This is a genomic window from Microbacterium sp. B35-04 (genome assembly GCF_010634885.1).
Taxonomy (GTDB): Bacteria; Actinomycetota; Actinomycetes; order Actinomycetales; family Microbacteriaceae; genus Microbacterium.
Genome location: NZ_MWLP01000013.1, coordinates 43,050 through 59,797 on the forward strand (window position 1 = coordinate 43,050; position 16,748 = coordinate 59,797).

16 protein-coding genes are annotated in these 16,748 nt (G+C 70.7%); 8 read left to right on the forward strand and 8 right to left on the reverse strand.

Annotated features, from left to right (window positions below; genetic code table 11):
• Positions 1-44 precede the first annotated feature (44 nt).
• Positions 45-413: an FKBP-type peptidyl-prolyl cis-trans isomerase gene (locus B1729_RS03935; protein WP_163617919.1), complete on the forward strand. Its 369-nt coding sequence runs from the start codon at positions 45-47 to the stop codon at positions 411-413.
• 192 nt (positions 414-605) lie between these two features.
• Entirely contained in the window at positions 606-1,169 is a 564-nt protein-coding gene (locus B1729_RS03940; protein ID WP_163617918.1) for a YceI family protein, read from the forward strand.
• Positions 1,170-1,240: 71 nt separating this feature from the next.
• Here the strand turns inward: B1729_RS03940 and B1729_RS03945 are convergent, their stop codons facing one another.
• A complete protein-coding gene (locus tag B1729_RS03945; protein WP_163617917.1) occupies positions 1,241-1,888 on the reverse strand; it encodes an NAD(P)-binding oxidoreductase in 648 nt (215 codons plus the stop codon).
• A gap of 98 nt (positions 1,889-1,986) precedes the next feature.
• Between B1729_RS03945 and B1729_RS03950 the strand changes: the two genes are divergently transcribed.
• Positions 1,987-2,934, forward strand: coding sequence for an AraC family transcriptional regulator (locus B1729_RS03950; RefSeq protein ID WP_163630805.1), 948 nt, complete (start codon positions 1,987-1,989; stop codon positions 2,932-2,934).
• A gap of 21 nt (positions 2,935-2,955) precedes the next feature.
• Here B1729_RS03950 and B1729_RS03955 read toward each other — a convergent pair whose 3' ends face one another.
• Positions 2,956-3,870, reverse strand: a complete 915-nt coding sequence (locus B1729_RS03955; RefSeq protein ID WP_163630863.1) for a DMT family transporter — start codon at positions 3,868-3,870, stop codon at positions 2,956-2,958.
• A 127-nt stretch (positions 3,871-3,997) separates the two neighbouring features.
• A complete protein-coding gene (locus B1729_RS03960; RefSeq protein ID WP_163617915.1) occupies positions 3,998-5,308 on the reverse strand; it encodes an MFS transporter in 1,311 nt (436 codons plus the stop codon).
• A 217-nt stretch (positions 5,309-5,525) separates the two neighbouring features.
• Here B1729_RS03960 and rpsO point away from each other — a divergent pair, with 217 nt between their 5' ends.
• On the forward strand, positions 5,526-5,795 hold the full coding sequence (rpsO, locus tag B1729_RS03965) for a 30S ribosomal protein S15 (protein ID WP_056121136.1): 270 nt from the start codon (positions 5,526-5,528) through the stop codon (positions 5,793-5,795).
• Between the two features lie 146 nt (positions 5,796-5,941).
• Here the strand turns inward: rpsO and B1729_RS03970 are convergent, their stop codons facing one another.
• From B1729_RS03970 to B1729_RS03985, 4 genes are all read right to left on the reverse strand, one after another.
• Entirely contained in the window at positions 5,942-6,733 is a 792-nt protein-coding gene (locus tag B1729_RS03970; RefSeq protein ID WP_163630807.1) for a 5'/3'-nucleotidase SurE, read from the reverse strand.
• Positions 6,730-7,755, reverse strand: a complete 1,026-nt coding sequence (locus tag B1729_RS03975; RefSeq protein WP_163630809.1) for a PfkB family carbohydrate kinase — start codon at positions 7,753-7,755, stop codon at positions 6,730-6,732. The genes B1729_RS03970 and B1729_RS03975 overlap by 4 nt, the downstream gene beginning before the upstream one ends.
• Before the next feature lie 74 nt (positions 7,756-7,829).
• On the reverse strand, positions 7,830-8,870 hold the full coding sequence (locus B1729_RS03980; RefSeq protein ID WP_163617912.1) for a 2-oxoglutarate and iron-dependent oxygenase domain-containing protein: 1,041 nt from the start codon (positions 8,868-8,870) through the stop codon (positions 7,830-7,832).
• A 135-nt stretch (positions 8,871-9,005) separates the two neighbouring features.
• Positions 9,006-10,148: an epoxide hydrolase gene (locus tag B1729_RS03985; RefSeq protein ID WP_163630811.1), complete on the reverse strand. Its 1,143-nt coding sequence runs from the start codon at positions 10,146-10,148 to the stop codon at positions 9,006-9,008.
• A 68-nt stretch (positions 10,149-10,216) separates the two neighbouring features.
• On the opposite strand from B1729_RS03985, the gene B1729_RS03990 reads away from it, so the two are divergent.
• Positions 10,217-11,167: a WYL domain-containing protein gene (locus B1729_RS03990; protein WP_163630813.1), complete on the forward strand. Its 951-nt coding sequence runs from the start codon at positions 10,217-10,219 to the stop codon at positions 11,165-11,167.
• Positions 11,168-11,229: 62 nt separating this feature from the next.
• Here B1729_RS03990 and B1729_RS03995 read toward each other — a convergent pair whose 3' ends face one another.
• Positions 11,230-12,405, reverse strand: a complete 1,176-nt coding sequence (locus B1729_RS03995) for an acyltransferase family protein (RefSeq protein WP_163630815.1) — start codon at positions 12,403-12,405, stop codon at positions 11,230-11,232.
• 128 nt (positions 12,406-12,533) lie between these two features.
• Here B1729_RS03995 and B1729_RS04000 point away from each other — a divergent pair, with 128 nt between their 5' ends.
• The 3 genes from B1729_RS04000 to B1729_RS04010 are packed head-to-tail and all read left to right on the forward strand — an operon-like array spanning position 12,534 to position 16,683.
• A complete protein-coding gene (locus B1729_RS04000) occupies positions 12,534-14,030 on the forward strand; it encodes a carboxylesterase family protein (protein ID WP_163630817.1) in 1,497 nt (498 codons plus the stop codon).
• A gap of 13 nt (positions 14,031-14,043) precedes the next feature.
• The gene (locus B1729_RS04005; protein ID WP_163630819.1) at positions 14,044-14,925 is read left to right on the forward strand and encodes an alpha/beta hydrolase; all 882 of its coding nucleotides are present in this window, start codon (positions 14,044-14,046) and stop codon (positions 14,923-14,925) included.
• A 9-nt stretch (positions 14,926-14,934) separates the two neighbouring features.
• Complete coding sequence (locus B1729_RS04010) at positions 14,935-16,683, forward strand: alpha-glucosidase (RefSeq protein ID WP_163630821.1); 1,749 nt, start codon at positions 14,935-14,937, stop codon at positions 16,681-16,683.
• The last annotated feature ends 65 nt before the right edge of the window (positions 16,684-16,748 follow it).

Consider the following 16,748-nt stretch of genomic DNA (forward strand, 5'->3'; position numbering starts at 1 on the left):
GAACTTCCTCGGCCTCCGGGAGCGCGGGATGGTTGGATGGTGTCATGACTGACGACCGCACCAAGCCCGAGATCGACGCACCTGCCGGCCCGGCGCCGGCAGATCTGGTCGTCCGCGACATCGTCGTGGGCGAAGGTGCCGAGGCGAAGCCCGGCGACACCGTGACCGTCCACTACGTGGGCGTCGAGTACGACACCGGCGACGAGTTCGACTCGTCGTGGAACCGCGGCGAGAGCATCCAGTTCCCGCTCCGCGGCCTGATCCAGGGATGGCAGGACGGCATCCCGGGCATGAAGGAGGGCGGTCGCCGCGAACTCGTCATCCCGCCCGACCTCGCCTACGGCCCCGCCGGCGGCCACTTCCTCGGCGGCAAGACGCTGATCTTCGTCATCGACCTCGTCAAGGTCGGCTGACCCCTCCACGTCGACGTTCACGGGGAGCGGATGCTGCGGCATCCGCTCCCTTCGTCATGTCCGGCGTCCGATCACCGGCCGCGGGGTGCGTGAGAAGTTTTTCATTCATGGGAATAGATCTCGACCTCTCGCGTTGTCGTCCATCAAGCCTCGCCGCGCCCCGCTGCGACCCATCCACCACGGAGGACGACCATGACCGACACCACCACGATCGACGTTCCCGGCTACAAGGCCGGCACCTGGGTGCTCGATCCCGCGCACAGCGAGGTCACGTTCAGCGTCCGCCACATGATGATCTCGAAGGTGCGCGGCACCTTCGGCATGAAGAGTGCCACCCTGATCGCCCCCGAGAACCCGCTCGACGCGCAGGTCGAGGCGAGCGTCGACGTGACCTCGGTCGACACCAAGGACGACGGTCGCGACAACCACCTCCGCTCCGGCGACTTCTTCGACGTCGAGAACCACCCGACCATGGAGTTCCGCTCGACCGGCGCGCGCATCGCTGACGGCGACTTCCTGGTCGACGGCGACCTCACCATCCGCGGCGTCACCAAGCCGGTGACCTTCGAGTTCGAGTTCGGCGGCTTCGGCACCGACCCGTGGGGCAACTACAAGGCTGGTGCGACCGCCAAGACCGTCGTGAACCGTGAGGACTTCGGCCTCACCTGGAACGCCGCGCTCGAGACCGGCGGCGTCCTGGTCGGCAAGGACGTCACCATCACGCTCGATCTGCAGGGCGCGCTCCAGCAGGACTGACACGCAACCCCCAGAGCGGATGCCTCGAATCGAGGCATCCGCTCTTCGCGGCTCTTCGGGCGTGCTGTGCGTCAACCCGAGACGGAGACCGTCTCGCGCGCCCGGCCGGAGCTCTCCACGAGCTCCGCGTGGACCTGCGCGACCCCGCGGCGGGCGACTTTGTTGCGGCGGATGCTGCCGTCGGTCGACGTGAAGTGCTCGGCGGAGTCGCCGTCGGTGAGGTACACCGGCTGCACGATGGTCCAATCGAGCTCCGATCCCCGCAGGACGCCCTCCTGGATCTCGGAGTCGATGATCTGCGGACGGATGAGCAGCGCGAACAGGATCCGGTCGGTGAGTCGCAGCAGGGCGCGCGTGTCGCCGACGCCATACGACGACTGCACGACGAGCCGACTCACGCCCGCGCGCCGCGCCGCCGCCACGATCGCCGCCGTGCCCTTCGAGCGCACGTCGTCGGCGGTGCCCTGAGCGCCGCGGAGCCGCACCCGGAGCGTGGGCTCCGAGATGCCGAGGGTCACGACGATCGCGTCGTGGCCGGGCACCACGCCGTCGAGGACGGAGGCGCGTGTCGCGTCGCCGTCGACGCGCTCGAGACCTTCGCGGCCCGGCAGCGAGGAGGCGTGGCGCGCGAGCGCCGTCACCCGGTGGCCGCGTTCGAGCAGGGCGTCGCAGACGGCGCGGCCGGATCCGCCGGTGGCGCCGATGACGAGGATGTTCATGAGGTTCTCCCTTCGGTGGTGATCCAACCCTTCCAGTCCCGCGCCGGATGATCTATCGTCAGAAGTACGTATTCCATGACCGATCGTCCGGGGGCTTCATGAGTGTCACCATGCCGTGGGACACCGAGGACGCCTTCACCGCCGCGCTCTACCGCGTCCGCATGCGCGGCGCGTTCTACTCGTGGACGGAAGCGTCTGCGGAGGGCGCCGTGGAGATGCCGCAGTTCCCGGGCACGCTCAGCTTCCACATCGTCGCGCACGGGACGGCACACCTCGAGGTCGAGGGTGCCGATGCTGTGCCGCTCGATGCTGGAATGCTCGCCCTCGTGCCGCGGGGGATCGGGCACCGCGTCTCTACGAGTCCGGGTGCGCAGATCGTCGGACGCGCCGACCTTCTGCCGCAGACGATGCTCGGCGATGCGTTCTCGGTGCTGCGGATCGGACCCGAGGTCGCCGATCCGCCGCTGGCGCTGCTGTGCGGCGTGGTCGCGTTCGACTCTCCCGCGGTCGATGACATGCTCGCGGTGCTGCCGTCGGTCGTCATCGTCGACTCGGCTCGGCATCCGGTGATGGCGGCGCTGCTGCCCCTGCTCGCGCGCGAGCTGCGGGAGCCGAAGCCCGGGGGAGACGCCGTCGCCACGCGGCTGGCGGACGTGCTCGTCGTGGAGACCGTCCGGGCGTGGCTGGCCGATCAGCAGTCGGAGTCCAGCGGCTGGCTCGCTGCGCTGCGAGATCCCCAGCTCGGCGCCGCGCTCGCTGCCGTCCACCATGATCCGGGCCATCCGTGGACTCTCGACGCGCTCGCGCGCCGCGCGACGATGTCGCGCTCCGTCTTCGCGGCGCGGTTCACCGCGGTGGTCGGAACGCCGCCGATGACCTACGTGTCGGCGGCGCGGATGCGCGCCGCGCGCGCGATGCTCGCCGAAGGGCGCAGCGTCGCGGCGGTCGCCGCTGCGCACGGGTACGGATCCGAGGCCGCGTTCAGCCGTGCCTTCGCCCGCGTCACCGGTGAGACGCCGGGGCGCGTCCGCCGGGCCGCGGCCTGACGCGAGCGGATCGGGCGGTCGTCAGGCGCGCGGTCGCCGGCGCAGGCGGTCTTGTGCGAGCAGGATGCCGAGGAAAACGACGAGCGCGCCCAGGGGCTCGTTCCACGAGATCGTCTCGCCCAAAATGACGATGCCCAGGATGACGCCGACCACCGGTGTGATGTAGGTCACGGTCGAGGCGCGGGTGGGTCCCCACGCTCGGACGGTGTTCTGGTTCCAGACGTACGCGATCCCGGTGCCGAGGCAGCCGAGCAGGACGAGGCTGACGACGATGGGCGCGTCGAGGCGCACCGGCGTCAGGACGAGGAAGGGCGTGAGCACGACCATCACCGCCCCCGCCATCGCGATGTAGCCGAACGTGAACGCCAGCGCCGACATCCCGGTGTTCGAGACGAAGCGCCGCATGTAGGCGAGGCTGAAGCCGTAGCTCGCGGTCGCGCCGAGGATGGCGAGTTCGGCGACCAGGCTGCCGTCGAAGGCGATGCCCTGCCACGGGGCGATGATGACGACCACGCCCAGGATGCCGACGCCGATGCCGGCGACCTGCACGTTCTTGAGCTTCTCGACGCGGAAGACGAGCCACGCCATGATCGCGGTCATGATCGGCGTGGTGGCGTTGAAGATGCTGGCGACGCCCGAGCTGACGTACTGCTGCGCCCACGAGAACAGCAGGAACGGGATGACGCAGAACGTGAGGCCCAGCACGAGAAGGTGGGCCCACACGCGGAGACTGCGCGAGAGCTGCTCGCGACGCAGGAGGACGAGCGCGCCGAGCGTGAGTGCGCCCAGCAGGATGCGGGTCCAGGCGACCTGCGCCGGCGAGATGCCGGTGAGCGACACCTTCATGAAGAGGAAGCTCGAGCCCCACACGATTCCGGCGAGCACGAACTGCACCGTGATCCAGCGCGCGGAGGGCAGTAGCTCTGCGCGTGTCATGGGAGTCGTGTCGGTCGTCGAAGCCACGTGGCCACCCTACGGTCGCCCTGCGACGGCGTGGCGCGCCGTCGCATGCGACGGCCGAAATCCGCCGGTCTGCGACGGTTCGACTACGGTGCGACCCCGGTCACGGAACAGGGTGCTCGGCGTCGTACGCGCGGAAGCGCGGGCTGGCGCGCACGAGCATCGCCACGAGCGCGATGATCACGAAGCCGCCGAGCAGTGGCGGGAACCACAGCGCCGTGAGGGTCGCGAGCGTCCCTGCGTAGAGGGCGCCCAAGCGCGGTCCGCCGGTGACCACGACGATGAAGATGCCCTGCAGCCGGCCACGGATCGCGTCGGGCACGGCCGCCTGCACCATGGTGTTGCGGAAGATCGAGCTGATGTTGTCGGCGGCGCCCGAGACGGCGAGCACGACGCACGCGAGTGCGATGAGAGCGACGTTCGGGGTGTCGGCATCGACTCCGACGGGTGCCAGCCACCCGAGTGCGGCCGCCCCGAGGACCAGGCCGAGAGCGGCGATCGAACCGCCGTACACGAGGATGGCGCGCTCGATGCCGAGACCCTGGCGGCGGATCCCGCCCACGCGGCCCGAGAACAGACTGGATGCGAAGGCGCCGGCCGCGACGGATGCGGTGAGGACGCCCGTGGTGATCGGCCCGCCGCCGAGCAGCACCGCACCGATGGCGGGGAACAGCGATAGCGGCTGGCCGAACGTCATCGCGATGATGTCGAGGATGAACTGGAGGCGGATGTTCGACGCGCGCCGGAGGAACCGCCAGCCGTCCCGGAGCGATTCGAGTCCGGGCCGGACGACCTCGCCCTCGGGACGCAGGGTCGGCAGTGTCCAGAGGCCGAGGAACAGCGAGGTCATCAGGATCACATCGAGCGTGTACGTCCAGGCGTAACCGGTCAGCGCCACCAGCACGCCGGCGAGCGCGGGACCCGCCATCACCATGATCCCGACGGTGATGCCGCCGAGGGCCGAGGCGGCCGGCAGCAGGTCGCGGGGGAGCAGGCGCGGCACGATCGCCTGGCGGGTCGCCAGCACGATCGAATTGGCCGCGGAGTTGACGATGCTGAGCGCGTACAGCCACCACACCGTCTCGAGGCTCGCCCAGGTGAGGACGGCGAGGAGCGCCGTCGAGCCGAAGGTGACCGTGGCGGCGATCAAAGCGACGGCCCGGCGGTCGAACGCGTCGGCCAGCATGCCGCCGTAGATGCCGGCGATGACCATGGGCACGAGCCCGGCGACGGCGATCATCGAGACGGCGAACGTGGACTCGGTGAGGTCGTACATCTGCAGCATGATCGCGACGATCGTGAGCTGGCCGCCCAGGCCTGCGAGCGTCGATCCGATCCACATCCGCGTGAACGCGGGACTGGTGCGGAACGGCCGCAGGTCGATGAGGTGGCTGCGATGCTGCTCGGTGCTCACTCGGCGACCTCGGCCGGCGCTCCACGGCGGCACTGCGGCTCGACGCGGAGGGGGTGGGGCACGGGTTCGAGCGTACCCGGGCTCAACGGGAGCGCGTTCGCCGCGGCATCCGTTCGCTGGTAGACTCTTCAGGTTGCCGTTAGATCGGCCGCGGATAAAGAGAGCTCGCGCATCAGGCGTCGGGCGCCGCGCAACGACGAGAAAGGGGATCCCATCTATGCCACTCGAATCAGACGCCAAGAAGGCGATCATCGAAGAGTACGCGACGCACCCCGGTGACACCGGATCCCCCGAGGTGCAGGTCGCGATGCTGACGCAGCGCATCAAGGACCTTACAGAGCACCTGAAGGAGCACAAACACGACCACCACTCGCGTCGTGGGCTGTTCCTGATGGTCGGTCAGCGCCGTCGTCTGCTCGGCTACCTCCAGGACATCGACATCAACCGTTACCGGTCGCTGATCGAGCGTCTCGGACTGCGCCGCTAATCGCAGCCAGCGTACAATCGCGCGAAACATTCTTGGAAGGCCTCCCCACGGTGTGGGGGGGCCTTCACCTTTTCCGCTCGCCGGCCCGCGCCCGCCCTCGCCGCCTCGCTACGTGCTGCTCACCGCCTCTTGCCGGTAGCTGCCTGTCATGACGTGCCGGGCGAGGCGCCCTGTGACAGGCGGGCGGATGCCTCGGCCGCCTCGAAGCCGAGCGGAAGCTGTGACACGGGATCGAGCCCGGTGAGGGTCACCCAGCCCTCGGCCAGGAGTGCGGCGTCGCTGCCCGGCTCCGGGGTGTTGGGCAGGTCCTCGACGGCAAGGCGGATGTGGCCGGCGTCCCGCTCGCTCAACGTCGTCTGCACGATACCGAACGGGGCGAGAGCTGCCTCCACGATGCCGCGGTTCGCCGGGGAGTTCGGCGCGTTGAGGTTCAGGACCGTTCCCCGCGGCCGCTCGAGCAGGAACGGCAGGACTCCGATCGTGGCCGTGGCTGCGGCATCCCAATGGAACTGCGTCGGATTCATGCCGACGTCCAGCGACACCGCGACAGCCCACGCGCCGTTGAGGCCGCCGGTCAGGGCGGCGCCGACCGTGCCGGAGTGCAGGATGGCGCGACCGACGTTCGCGCCGTGATTCACTCCCGAGAGCACGAGCTCGGCCGGGTCGCCGAAGGCGCCGTGCGCCGCGATGAGCGCGATGAGGCCCGGCCCGCCGCGCACCGCGTAGGCCGCGACGCCCTCGAGCCCGGTCAGCTCGCGCCGCTCGATGGCGATGCGTCCGTCCTCCTCGGCGGCGACGATCGATGCGCTGGATCCGCTGGACTGCCGCACGGGCGCCGCGATGGTGACATCGAGCCCGGCGTCGAGGGCGGCACGGGCCAGGACGTGCAGCCCCGGGGCGTCGATGCCGTCGTCGTTGGTGATCAGGGTGCGCATCATCGCTGCTCTCCTGGCTCGGCGGGCGCTGCCGGCTCCGCGAGTGCGGCGAGTCCGTCGGGGCTGACGTGTCCGGTCACCGGCTGCTCCATCCCCGCCTCGGCATCGTCGACGATCTCCCGCACCATCACCGCCGCCCGCAGCGCGGCGATCGTCTGGGGGTCGCCCGTGCCGAGGCCATGCCGGGTCACGTTCAGGGCCGCTGCGGCGGCACCGGTCACGATGGCGTCACGGAGGCTCTCGCCCCGTGCGATGCCGGCCGCGACGCCCGCGGTGAGCGAATCGCCGGCGCCGCGGGTGTCGGCGACCTCCATGCGGGGCGCGTTCACCTCCAGGATTCCGGCGGCGTCGAGCAGGAGCGTCGGCTCGAGCGAGCGCGAGACGATCACCGCGCCCGCTCCGCCGTCGTGCAGTCGACGCATCGCAGCGATGATCGCGACGGCGGAGTCGTCGTCGACCCGCCCGTCGTGCGCGAGCTCTTCGTCGCTCACCTTGAGCACATCGACGCCCCCTTCCAGCGCCGCGTCGAGCCGAGCGCCGGCGAGATCGACGACCACCTTGGCACCGCCGGCTCGCAGGTCGGCGGCGAGACGGCGATAGGTGTCGGCCGGGAGCGCTTCGTCGCCGGCCGGTCCGCTCAGGATCGTCAGGCCCGAGGCGAGCCCTTCCCGCAGGGTCACGCCGTAGAGCTCGTCGAGATCGTGGCGCGCGAGGGGCTCGCCCTCCGTCTCGGCGATGATCTGGCGCTCGCCGCCGCGGCGGTCGTGCACGTACGCGGAGCCCTTCCCGGGTCGCTCGACGCCCGCGACGGTGATGCCTTCGTCTTCCAGGAGGTGTTGCAGCATCCGTCCGATTTCTCCGGTGAGGCTGCAGCACAGCGTCACCGATACGCCGAGCCGCAGCAGCATGCGCGCCTGCCAGACGCCCTGGCCGCCCGCGTGCACGTGGACGTCCGGCTCGCCGTCGTGCTCCTCGACCGTGACGGTGAGCGTCGGGGAGGGCGCGAAGATCGTCACGTCGCTCATGCCGCCACGCTAGGCGGGGCGTCGAACGCTCCGGCACCCCCTTGCACCGGCGGGAGAGACCTGCAAGAAGTGCGTCACGCGGATGCCGCAGCCCGGGCCGCGACGAGATCCGCATGGTGGATCGCGGCGACGTCCGGGTGCGCGCGCAGGCGCGACTTCAGCGCGTTCTCGCCGTACAGCGCGTGAATCGGATTCGCCGGGTCCTGCGTGACACCTCGGGCCTGCACCGCGAGCTCGGCCGGGAGGTCGATGAGCGGCAGGCGCTTGTCGAGCGCGGGATTGAAGAAGAACGGGACCGAGATGCGGTCGTCGGGGTAGGTGGGGGAGATGACGCGGTGCTTCGTCGCGATCAGGTAGCCCTGAGTCGCGTACTCGAGCAGCTCGCCGATGTTGACGACGAACGCGCCGGGAACCGGGGGAGCGTCCACCCAGTGCTGATCTCCCGTGACGCCGTCTCTCCGCTCGACCTGGAGCCCGCCCTTGCCGGGCTCGACCCAGAGCAGCGTCAGCACACCGGAGTCCTTGTGCGCTCCGACGCCTTGCTGGGGCGTGGGGTCCTCCTTGCCGGGGTACCGGACGATCTTGATGAGGGTCGACGGCTCGCCGAAGTGCTCGTCGAAGTAGCTCTCCGGGGCGCCGAGCGACAGCGCCCACGCCCGCAGCAGCCTGCGTGCGACGCCCGACAGGTGGTCGTGCCACTCCGAGACGACCTCCCGCAGCTCGGGCTGCGCGTCGGGCCAGAGGTTCGGGCCGATGAGCCGCGCGAAGTCCGGGGCATCGGCATCCGACACTGCCGCTCGCTCCGGTCCGATGTCGATCTGCTCCCGCCAGTCGACTTTGCCCTGCGTGCGCTCGCCGCCGATGCGCGTGTAGCCCCGGAAGTGCGGGCTGTTGACGTTCTCGATGGCGAGCTTGTCGGCTTCGGGGAGGGCGAAGAAGTCGCGGGCGGCGCGGTGCAGGCGGGCTTCCAGCTCGGGTGAGATACCCGTCCCGGTCAGGTAGAAGAAGCCGACGTCGTGCGTCGCCGCGCGCAGATCGTCGCGGAACTGCGCGGCGGCCTCCGGTCCCTCGTCGAGCCGCGAGAGGTCGAGGATCGGCAGGTTCAGCTCGGTCATGAGGCGAGAGTAAACGGATGCCGCGGCATCCGCTCTGTTTGTTGCCTTCGGTTTCGCCCCGCTCTCGCGCACCCCGCCCGCGCTGTCCGACTCAACACGGGGAAGAGAGGCAGGGACGAGAGAGCGCGCGGGGGATCAGGGCTGGGCGAAGAAGGCGCGGATGTCGCCGACCACCAGCTCCGGGACCTCGAGGGCCGCGTAGTGGCCGCCACGTTCGAAGCGGCTCCAGTGGACGATGTTCGAGTTGTCGCGCTCGGCGAACACCTTGATGGTCTGGAAGTCGTCCTTGAAGACGGCGACGCCGGTGCGCGCGTCGCTCACCCGAGGCTCGGCCTCGGCCAGCGCGTTGTCGCGGTAGGCGCGGCTCATGCCCGCCGACGCGTTGGCGAACCACGCGACGCTCACCTCGGTGAGGATCGCGTCGAGCGGCACGAGGGCGGTGCCGTTGCCGAACGAGTTGAACAGCTCGGCGTAGGCGAGGTGGCCGACAGGGGAGTCCGACAGGGCGGCGGCGATCGTCTGCGGGCGGGCGGCGTTCATCGTGTTGTAGGCGCCCACCGACTGGAACCACTGCATGTGCTCGAGGCCGGCGTAGTCCTGCGGCCCGAGCTTCTCGAACTCGGCCGGATCGCCCGACGGGAACGAGAACAGCTGCAGCACGTGCAGGCCGAGGAACCCCTCCGGGTCGAGGAGGCCGAGCTCGCGGGCGACCATCGCGCCGTTGTCGCTGCCATGGATGCCGTAGGACTCGTAGCCGAGCCGGCGCATGAGCGTGTCGTATGCGGCGGCGACGCGGCCGACCGTCCAGCCGGAATCGGCGACGGGCTGGCTGAAGCCGAAGCCGGGGGCGTCGGGCACGACCACGTCGAAGGCGTCCTCGGCGCGGCCGCCGTGCGCGACCGGGTCGACGAGCGGGCCGATCATGTCGAGGTAGTCGACGAAGGATCCCGGGTAGGTGTGGGCAAGGATCAGCGGCGTCGCACCTTCGTGCGGGGAGCGGACGTGCAGGAAGTGGATCGTCTGCCCGTCGATCTCGGTGGTGAAGTGGGGGAACTCGTTCATGCGCGCCTCGGCGGCACGCCAGTCGAACCCGTCGCGCCAGCGCGCGACGGCTTCGGCGAGATACGAGATCGGCGTGCCCGAGTCCCAGTCGTCGGACGGCGCGGGCTGGGGCAGACGGGTGCGGGCGAGGCGGTCGGCGAGGTCATCGACCGCTGCTTGCGGCACGTCGATGCGGAAGGGGCGGATGTCTGCGGTGGAGGTGGTTGCGGTGTTCATGTCTTCGACGTTACGGTCAAAACAGGCACGTTCTCTTCCTCTTATCTACCCGTCGAATCGAGTTCGCGATGGCCGACACGTCCGCCCGGATGCTCGCCCTCCTGGCCCTGCTCCAGAGCCGCCCGCGGTGGCCGGGCCCCGAACTCGCCGCCCGTCTCGACGTGTCGGTGCGGACCGTCCGCAACGACATCGAGCGACTTCGCACACTCGGCTATCCGGTGGAGGCAGAGCGCGGCCGGGCCGGCTCATACCGCCTCGCGGCCGGCGGCAAGCTGCCGCCGCTCCTGCTCGACGACGACGAGGCGGTCGCGGTGGCGATCGGGCTTCGGGTGGCGCGCGGCGTGGCGGGCGTCGAGGAGGCCGGCGCCCGCGCGCTGGCGAAGTTGCTGCAGGTGCTGCCCGAGCGGCTGCGGCCGACCGTCGACGCGGTCGCCGCCACGGTGGACAGCGGGCCCGAGAACATCGGGACGGACGCCCCGGATCCGGAGGTCGACCCGCATGTGCTCAGCGCCGTCGCCCAGGCCGTGCACGCTCGGGAGTGGCTGAGATTCGACGATCGCGGCGTCCCGCGAAGGGTGGAGCCCTACCGCCTGCTCAGCTGGCAGCGTCGCTGGTACCTCGTGGCGCGCGATCCGGAGATCGACGAGTGGGAGACCTTCCGCCTCGACTGGATCGAGCCCCGGATGCCCACGCGCCGCCCCTTCGAGCCCGTCTCGGTGCCGGGCGGCGACTTCACCGCGTTCGCGCTGCGATCCATCGCGGCGGGCGGCTGGAAGGTGCACGCGCGCCTGCGCATCGCGGCGCCCGCCGACAGGGTGATCGCACGGATCAATCCGACGGTCGGCGTCGTGGAGGCGGTCGATCCGGCGACCTCGGTGCTCCTGACGGGTGCCGACAGCCTCGAGACGATCGCCGCGTACATCGGCATGCTCGGCATGGACTTCACCGTCGACTCGCCCGCCGAGCTGGTGCCGCACCTTCTTCGACTCGCCGACCGGTACACGCGGGCGGCCGGCTGACCGCATCGCCAGCCGATCCGATCGGCACAGCGACCGGACAGAGAGCGTCGTGGACCGGCCGCTCAGCCGTTCTGGCGCGGGTCGGGCCGAGGCATCCGCGGTTCCTCTCGCGGTCGGCGCGAGCCCGTGGGATCGCTCCGCCGGCCCTCGCGTCGGGCGAGCGTGGGATCGGCGAAGAGCCACGCGGGGCGCGGCTCGACCAGCGGGCGGAACAGCCGCCGCACCGGTCTGGTGGCCAGTCCCAGGGCGATGAGCACCGAGCCCACGATCACGAGCGGCAGCCACAGCCACGTGGGCTCGGCGTTGCGCAGCACGCCGCTCTCGCGGAAGGGATAGAGCACGAACGAGTGCAGCAGATAGACGTACATCGTGTACTGACCGAAGTGCGTCCACCAGTGCGTGCCGCGTGGAAGGAGGGCGAAGAACGCCGTCGACAGCAGCACCGCGACGATCATGAGGGTCAGCCTCACGCCACCGGCCCACCACTGCGTTCCGCCGATGGAGGCGTAGTTCTCGTCGTAGAAGAGCCATTCGCGCAGGTTCATCGCGCGCCACTCATCGACGAAGAACCAGGCCGCCCACGCGGCGACCGCGAAAAGGCCCAGGCCAGCGGCGAACACCCACCACGGGCGCCGATCGAGGAGGCGCAGGCGCGCGACGATGTCGTGTTCGCGCAGCCACCAGCCGAGCGTGAAGAACGGGAGCAGTCCGAGTGTCCGCGACAAGGAGAACGTCGAGTCGATGTTGGGCAGGTAGCCGGCGCCGATCGAGATGACGACCGTCCACAGGAGCGGCCAGCGCAGCAGCGCGAGGTAGGGCAGCACGACGCGGAAGATTCCGAGCGCCAGCAGGAACCACAGCGTCCACGACGGCTGGGTGAGGTTGGGGTTCGCCTGTCCCTCGACGAGCCACTTCGTGAGCGTCCACAGCCCCTCGAAGACGACGTACGGCACGAGGATGTCGGTGATGACGCGCGCCATCTGCCTTCTGGTCGGGGCGTCCGACTTCGAGAAGTAACCCGAGATCACGGCGAATGCCGGCATGTGGAAGGCGTAGACGACGAGATAGAGGCTGAGCGCGATATCGGAGTCGTAGGTCAGCCGCTGCACGGCGTGGCCGAGCACCACGAGGACGATGCACGCGAAGCGCGCGTTGTCCCAGAAAGGTGTGCGCCGTCGCGGGCGGGCGACCTGTCCCGCCGGGGTGGTCGCCGTGGGGGGAGCGCTGCTGCCGGTCATCGTCACCTCTCGCCGGGGCGCTGACCAGACTAGCCGGGCCCACCCGTACCCACCCTCGCTTGACACTGAGTCCCGCGCTGGCTGAGTCTGAGTGCGAGCGTACGACGGTGCGCGCCAGAGGGGATGACATGACGGATGCCGCGACCGAAGCCCGTTCAGCCACGCCCGCGTCGGCTTCGCCGGTGGTGACGGTGAGCGCGGGCAGCATCCGCGGCACCCGCGAGGGCGGCATCGACCGCTTTCTCGGCATCCCGTACGCGGCGCCGCCGGTCGGTGAACTCCGGTTCGCTCCTCCGGCGCCCCCACCCGCATGGGACGGCGAGCGGGATGCCTCGTCCTTCGGTCCGACGGCGCCGCAGCGCCCGTACGCACCGGCGGTCGCCACCTACCTCTCCACCGTGGAGGTGCCGGGCGACGAGATCCTGACGGTCAACGTGTGGACGCCCTCCGACCGCGCACCGCAAGCGGCGCTTCCGGTGCTGGTGTTCGTGCACGGCGGCGCGCTGACGCGCGGCACGGCCGCGCTGCCGACCTATGACGGCGAGCGGTTCGCCCGCCACGGCATCGTATTCGTGTCGATCCAGTACCGCCTCGGCCAGGAGGGCTTCGCGGTGCTCGACGACGTGCCGCAGAATCTCGGCGTCCTCGACCAGGAGGCCGCCCTGCGCTGGGTGCGCCGCGAGGTCGCGGCGTTCGGCGGGGACCCGGCTCGGGTCACCGTCATGGGGCACTCAGCCGGGGCCAACACGCTGACCGCGCTCCTCGCCCAGCCGCACGCAAGCGAGCTGTTCGACCGGGCGATCCTGCAGTCCGGGCCACTGGTGGCGCAGCCCTCGAAGAGGGCGGGGCGCATGACGCGCGAGATCGCGAAGCGGCTCAAGGTCGCCGCGACGCGTGCGGGGTTCGCCGCCGTGCCCGCGGCCGACCTCGTGGCGCAGCAGACGGCCGTGGCGGCGGGAGGATCGCCGCTCGGCGGCGGTCCGACTGTCGCGCTCGCGATCGGCGGCGAGGCCGTGCCGCGCAATCCGCTGGACGCGCTGCTGGCGGGGGCGGGCCGCGGCATCCCGGTCCTCATCGGCTGCACGAGCGAGGAGTACCGGCTGTGGCTCGTGCCCTCGGGTGCGGTCGACAAGGCGACGTGGCTCACCGTGGCCGCGGCGCGGCTCGCCGCCCGTGTCCCCGCGCGGATCGTGCGTGCCCATCGCGCGCGGCGGCCAGGCGCCTCCGCGGGCGAGGTGATCGGCGAAGTGGTCACCGACCTGCTGCTGCGGGGGCCGATCACGCGGTTCGCCGACAGTCGCGTGTCGGCGGCCGATTCGGCGACCTGGGTCTACGAGTTCCGGTGGCGGAGCCCCGTCGACCGACTCGGCGCCGCGCACGTCATGGAGCTCGGGTTCGTCTTCGACCGCCTCGGGCAGCCGGACGCGATCGGCATCGGCGGTCCGAACGGCCCGCAGGCGCTCGCCGACGCGATGCACGGCGCCTGGGTCTCGTTCGTCGTGAGCGGCGATCCGGGCTGGGAGGTGTGGTCGCCCCGCCGGCCGGTGCAGGCGTTCGACGCCGACGGCGGCCACATCGACTACGCGCCGCGGCAGGACGAGCTCGACGGCCTTCCCGAGCGGTAGTCTCACAGTCGCGATGACGACGATCGACGACGCGCTCGAGCGCGACCAGGGCATTCCCGACCTCGACTGGCATGTGTTCCCCGCGGGCACCGAGCGGGATACGTTCCCCGCCCCCAGCGGCGGCCTCGCGCGGGTGCGCCTGGGCGACGACGGCGCGCCGCGGGTCGTGCTCGTCCCCGGCGTCGTCGGGTCCAAGGAGGACTTCGTCCTCCTGTTCCCGCTGCTCGCCGCGGCCGGCTATCGCGTCGAGTCCTACGACATCGCCGGTCACTACGAGTCCGTCGGCGCCGGGCCGCAGCAGCTCGATCCGCCGCGCGCGTCCTACGACTACCCGCTTTTCATCGACGACCTCATCGCCGTGCTTGAAGACGGCGGGCCGGCACACGTGCTCGGCTACAGCTTCGCGGGTCTGGTCACCGAGCTCGCGCTGGTCGCGCGCCCCGACCTCTTCCGCAGCCTCACTCTGATGGCGGCGCCGCCGGCGACGGGCCAGGTGTTCCGCGGGGTCAAGCACATCGGGCCCATCTCCGACATGACGCCCCACCGGGCGGCGGGGCTCATCCTGTGGGGCATCCGCTACAACCTCAACCGGACGCCCCCCGGGCGCATCGCGTTCGTGCGGGAGCGACTCGCGGTCACCGGGCGTGACTGCATCGACGACGTCGTCGGGCTGATGATGGCGACGCCCGACTTCGCGGACGACGTGGCGGCGATCGACATCCCGAAGCTCATCGCCGTCGGAGAGCACGACCTCTGGCCGCAGGCGCAGCACGACGAGTACGCGGCACGCATCGGCGCCCGCGTCGCCACGTACGTGACGGGGCATGCGCCGTGCGAAACCGCGCCGCACCAGCTGGTGCGGGACATGCTGCAGCTGTTCGCCGCCGCGGCGTAGTGTGACGGGATGGCAGCGGCCGAGACTCCGAACGACCCGCCCGCCTGGTGGACCGGCGCCGTCGTCTACCAGATCTATCCGCGCTCGTTCCAGGACTCCGACGGCGACGGCGTCGGCGACCTGCGGGGCGTGCTGCGGCGCATCGACCATCTCGTGGAGCTCGGCGTCGACGTCGTGTGGCTCTCGCCGATCTATCGCAGTCCGCAGGACGACAACGGCTACGACATCAGCGACTACCGCGACGTCGACCCGCTGTTCGGCACATTGGCAGACCTCGACGATGTCATCGCCGCGCTGCACGAGCGCGGCATCCGCGTCGTGATGGATCTGGTGGTCAATCACACGAGCGACGAGCATCCGTGGTTCGTCGAGTCGCGGTCATCGCGGGACTCTCCCCGGCGCGACTGGTACTGGTGGCGCCCCCCGAGGGAGGGCATGGCGGCCGGCGCGTCCGGCGCCGAGCCGACGAACTGGGCCTCGGCCTTCTCAGGACCCGCGTGGGAGCTCGACGAGGCGACAGGGGAGTACTACCTGCACCTGTTCAGCCGCAAGCAGCCCGACCTCAACTGGGAGAACCCGGACGTCCGTGCGGCCGTCTACGACATGATGCGCTGGTGGCTCGACCGCGGCGTCGACGGCTTCCGCATGGATGTGATCAACCTCATCTCGAAAGTGGTCGGCGCGGACGGATCGCTGGCCGACGGCGTGGTCGTGGACGGGCGCTTCGGCGACAGCCGCCTGCAGACGGTCAACGGCCCGCGCCTGCACGAGTTCCTGCAGGAGATGCACCGCGAGGTGTTCGAGGGCCGCCGGCAGGCTCTGCTGCTGGTGGGGGAGACGCCCGGTGCCAGCGTCGAGGACGGCCGCCTGTTCACCGACCCCGCGCGCCTCGAGGTCGACATGGTGTTCACGTTCGAGCATGTGCACATCGACCACGGCCCCGGCGGGCGCTTCGACCTGCGACCGCTCGACCTGCGCGAGCTGAAGGCGACGATGGCCCGCTGGCAGCATGGGCTCTTCGACGCCGGCTGGAATTCGCTGTACTGGGAGAACCACGACCAGCCCCGCAGCGTCTCGCGCTTCGGCGACGACGGGGCGTATCGCCGCGAGTCGGCGACGATGCTCGCCACGGTGCTGCACCTGCACCGCGGCACGCCGTACGTCTACCAGGGCGAGGAGCTCGGGATGACGAACGCGCACTTCCGCGAGCTCTCGGATTATCGCGACATCGAGTCGCTCCGCTTCGCGGCCGAAGCGCGCGCCCATGGCCGCCTGACCGACGCGCAGCTGGTCGACGCGCTCGGCAGCGGAAGCCGCGACAACTCCCGCACGCCGGTGCAGTGGGACGCGACCGCGGCCGCCGGGTTCACGACCGGCGAGCCGTGGATCGGGGTCAACCCGAACCACGTGACCGTCAATGCCGAGGCCGAGCGTGCGGATGCGGCATCCGTGTTCCATCACTACCGCCGGCTCATCGCGCTGCGCCACGACGACCCGGTCGTGCGGCTCGGCGACTTCGCCCTCGTCGCGCCGGAGCACCCGCATGTCTACGCGTTCACCCGGTCCGGTGGGGGGCCGACGCTCTTCGTCGCCGGCAACTTCACCGGTGACCCGCAGCAGGTCGAGATCGCGGGCGTCGAACCTGCCACGGCCGAGCTCGTCATCGGCAACTGCGACGGTGCACCCGATGTCGCCGGCGGCCTGCTGCGGCTGCGGCCGTGGGAGGCCGTGGTGCTGCGTGCGGGGGCCGCTGGGTAGGGGTGATCATTGAGGGAGCGGTGCTGAGTCTGCGGCATCCGCTCGGGAATAACATCGGTGCGCAC

Bases quoted from the DNA above. Each gene is read 5' to 3' on its own strand.
- B1729_RS03935 (WP_163617919.1), top strand. From the start codon at position 45: ATGACTGACGACCGCACCAAGCCCGAGATCGACGCACCTGCCGGCCCG.
- B1729_RS03940 (WP_163617918.1), top strand. From the start codon at position 606: ATGACCGACACCACCACGATCGACGTTCCCGGCTACAAGGCCGGCACC.
- B1729_RS03945 (WP_163617917.1), bottom strand. From the start codon at position 1,888: ATGAACATCCTCGTCATCGGCGCCACCGGCGGATCCGGCCGCGCCGTC.
- B1729_RS03950 (WP_163630805.1), top strand. From the start codon at position 1,987: ATGAGTGTCACCATGCCGTGGGACACCGAGGACGCCTTCACCGCCGCG.
- B1729_RS03955 (WP_163630863.1), bottom strand. From the start codon at position 3,870: ATGACACGCGCAGAGCTACTGCCCTCCGCGCGCTGGATCACGGTGCAG.
- rpsO (WP_056121136.1), top strand. From the start codon at position 5,526: ATGCCACTCGAATCAGACGCCAAGAAGGCGATCATCGAAGAGTACGCG.
- B1729_RS03970 (WP_163630807.1), bottom strand. From the start codon at position 6,733: ATGATGCGCACCCTGATCACCAACGACGACGGCATCGACGCCCCGGGG.
- B1729_RS03975 (WP_163630809.1), bottom strand. From the start codon at position 7,755: ATGAGCGACGTGACGATCTTCGCGCCCTCCCCGACGCTCACCGTCACG.
- B1729_RS03980 (WP_163617912.1), bottom strand. From the start codon at position 8,870: ATGACCGAGCTGAACCTGCCGATCCTCGACCTCTCGCGGCTCGACGAG.
- B1729_RS03985 (WP_163630811.1), bottom strand. From the start codon at position 10,148: ATGAACACCGCAACCACCTCCACCGCAGACATCCGCCCCTTCCGCATC.
- B1729_RS03990 (WP_163630813.1), top strand. From the start codon at position 10,217: ATGGCCGACACGTCCGCCCGGATGCTCGCCCTCCTGGCCCTGCTCCAG.
- B1729_RS03995 (WP_163630815.1), bottom strand. From the start codon at position 12,405: ATGACCGGCAGCAGCGCTCCCCCCACGGCGACCACCCCGGCGGGACAG.
- B1729_RS04000 (WP_163630817.1), top strand. From the start codon at position 12,534: ATGACGGATGCCGCGACCGAAGCCCGTTCAGCCACGCCCGCGTCGGCT.
- B1729_RS04005 (WP_163630819.1), top strand. From the start codon at position 14,044: ATGACGACGATCGACGACGCGCTCGAGCGCGACCAGGGCATTCCCGAC.
- B1729_RS04010 (WP_163630821.1), top strand. From the start codon at position 14,935: ATGGCAGCGGCCGAGACTCCGAACGACCCGCCCGCCTGGTGGACCGGC.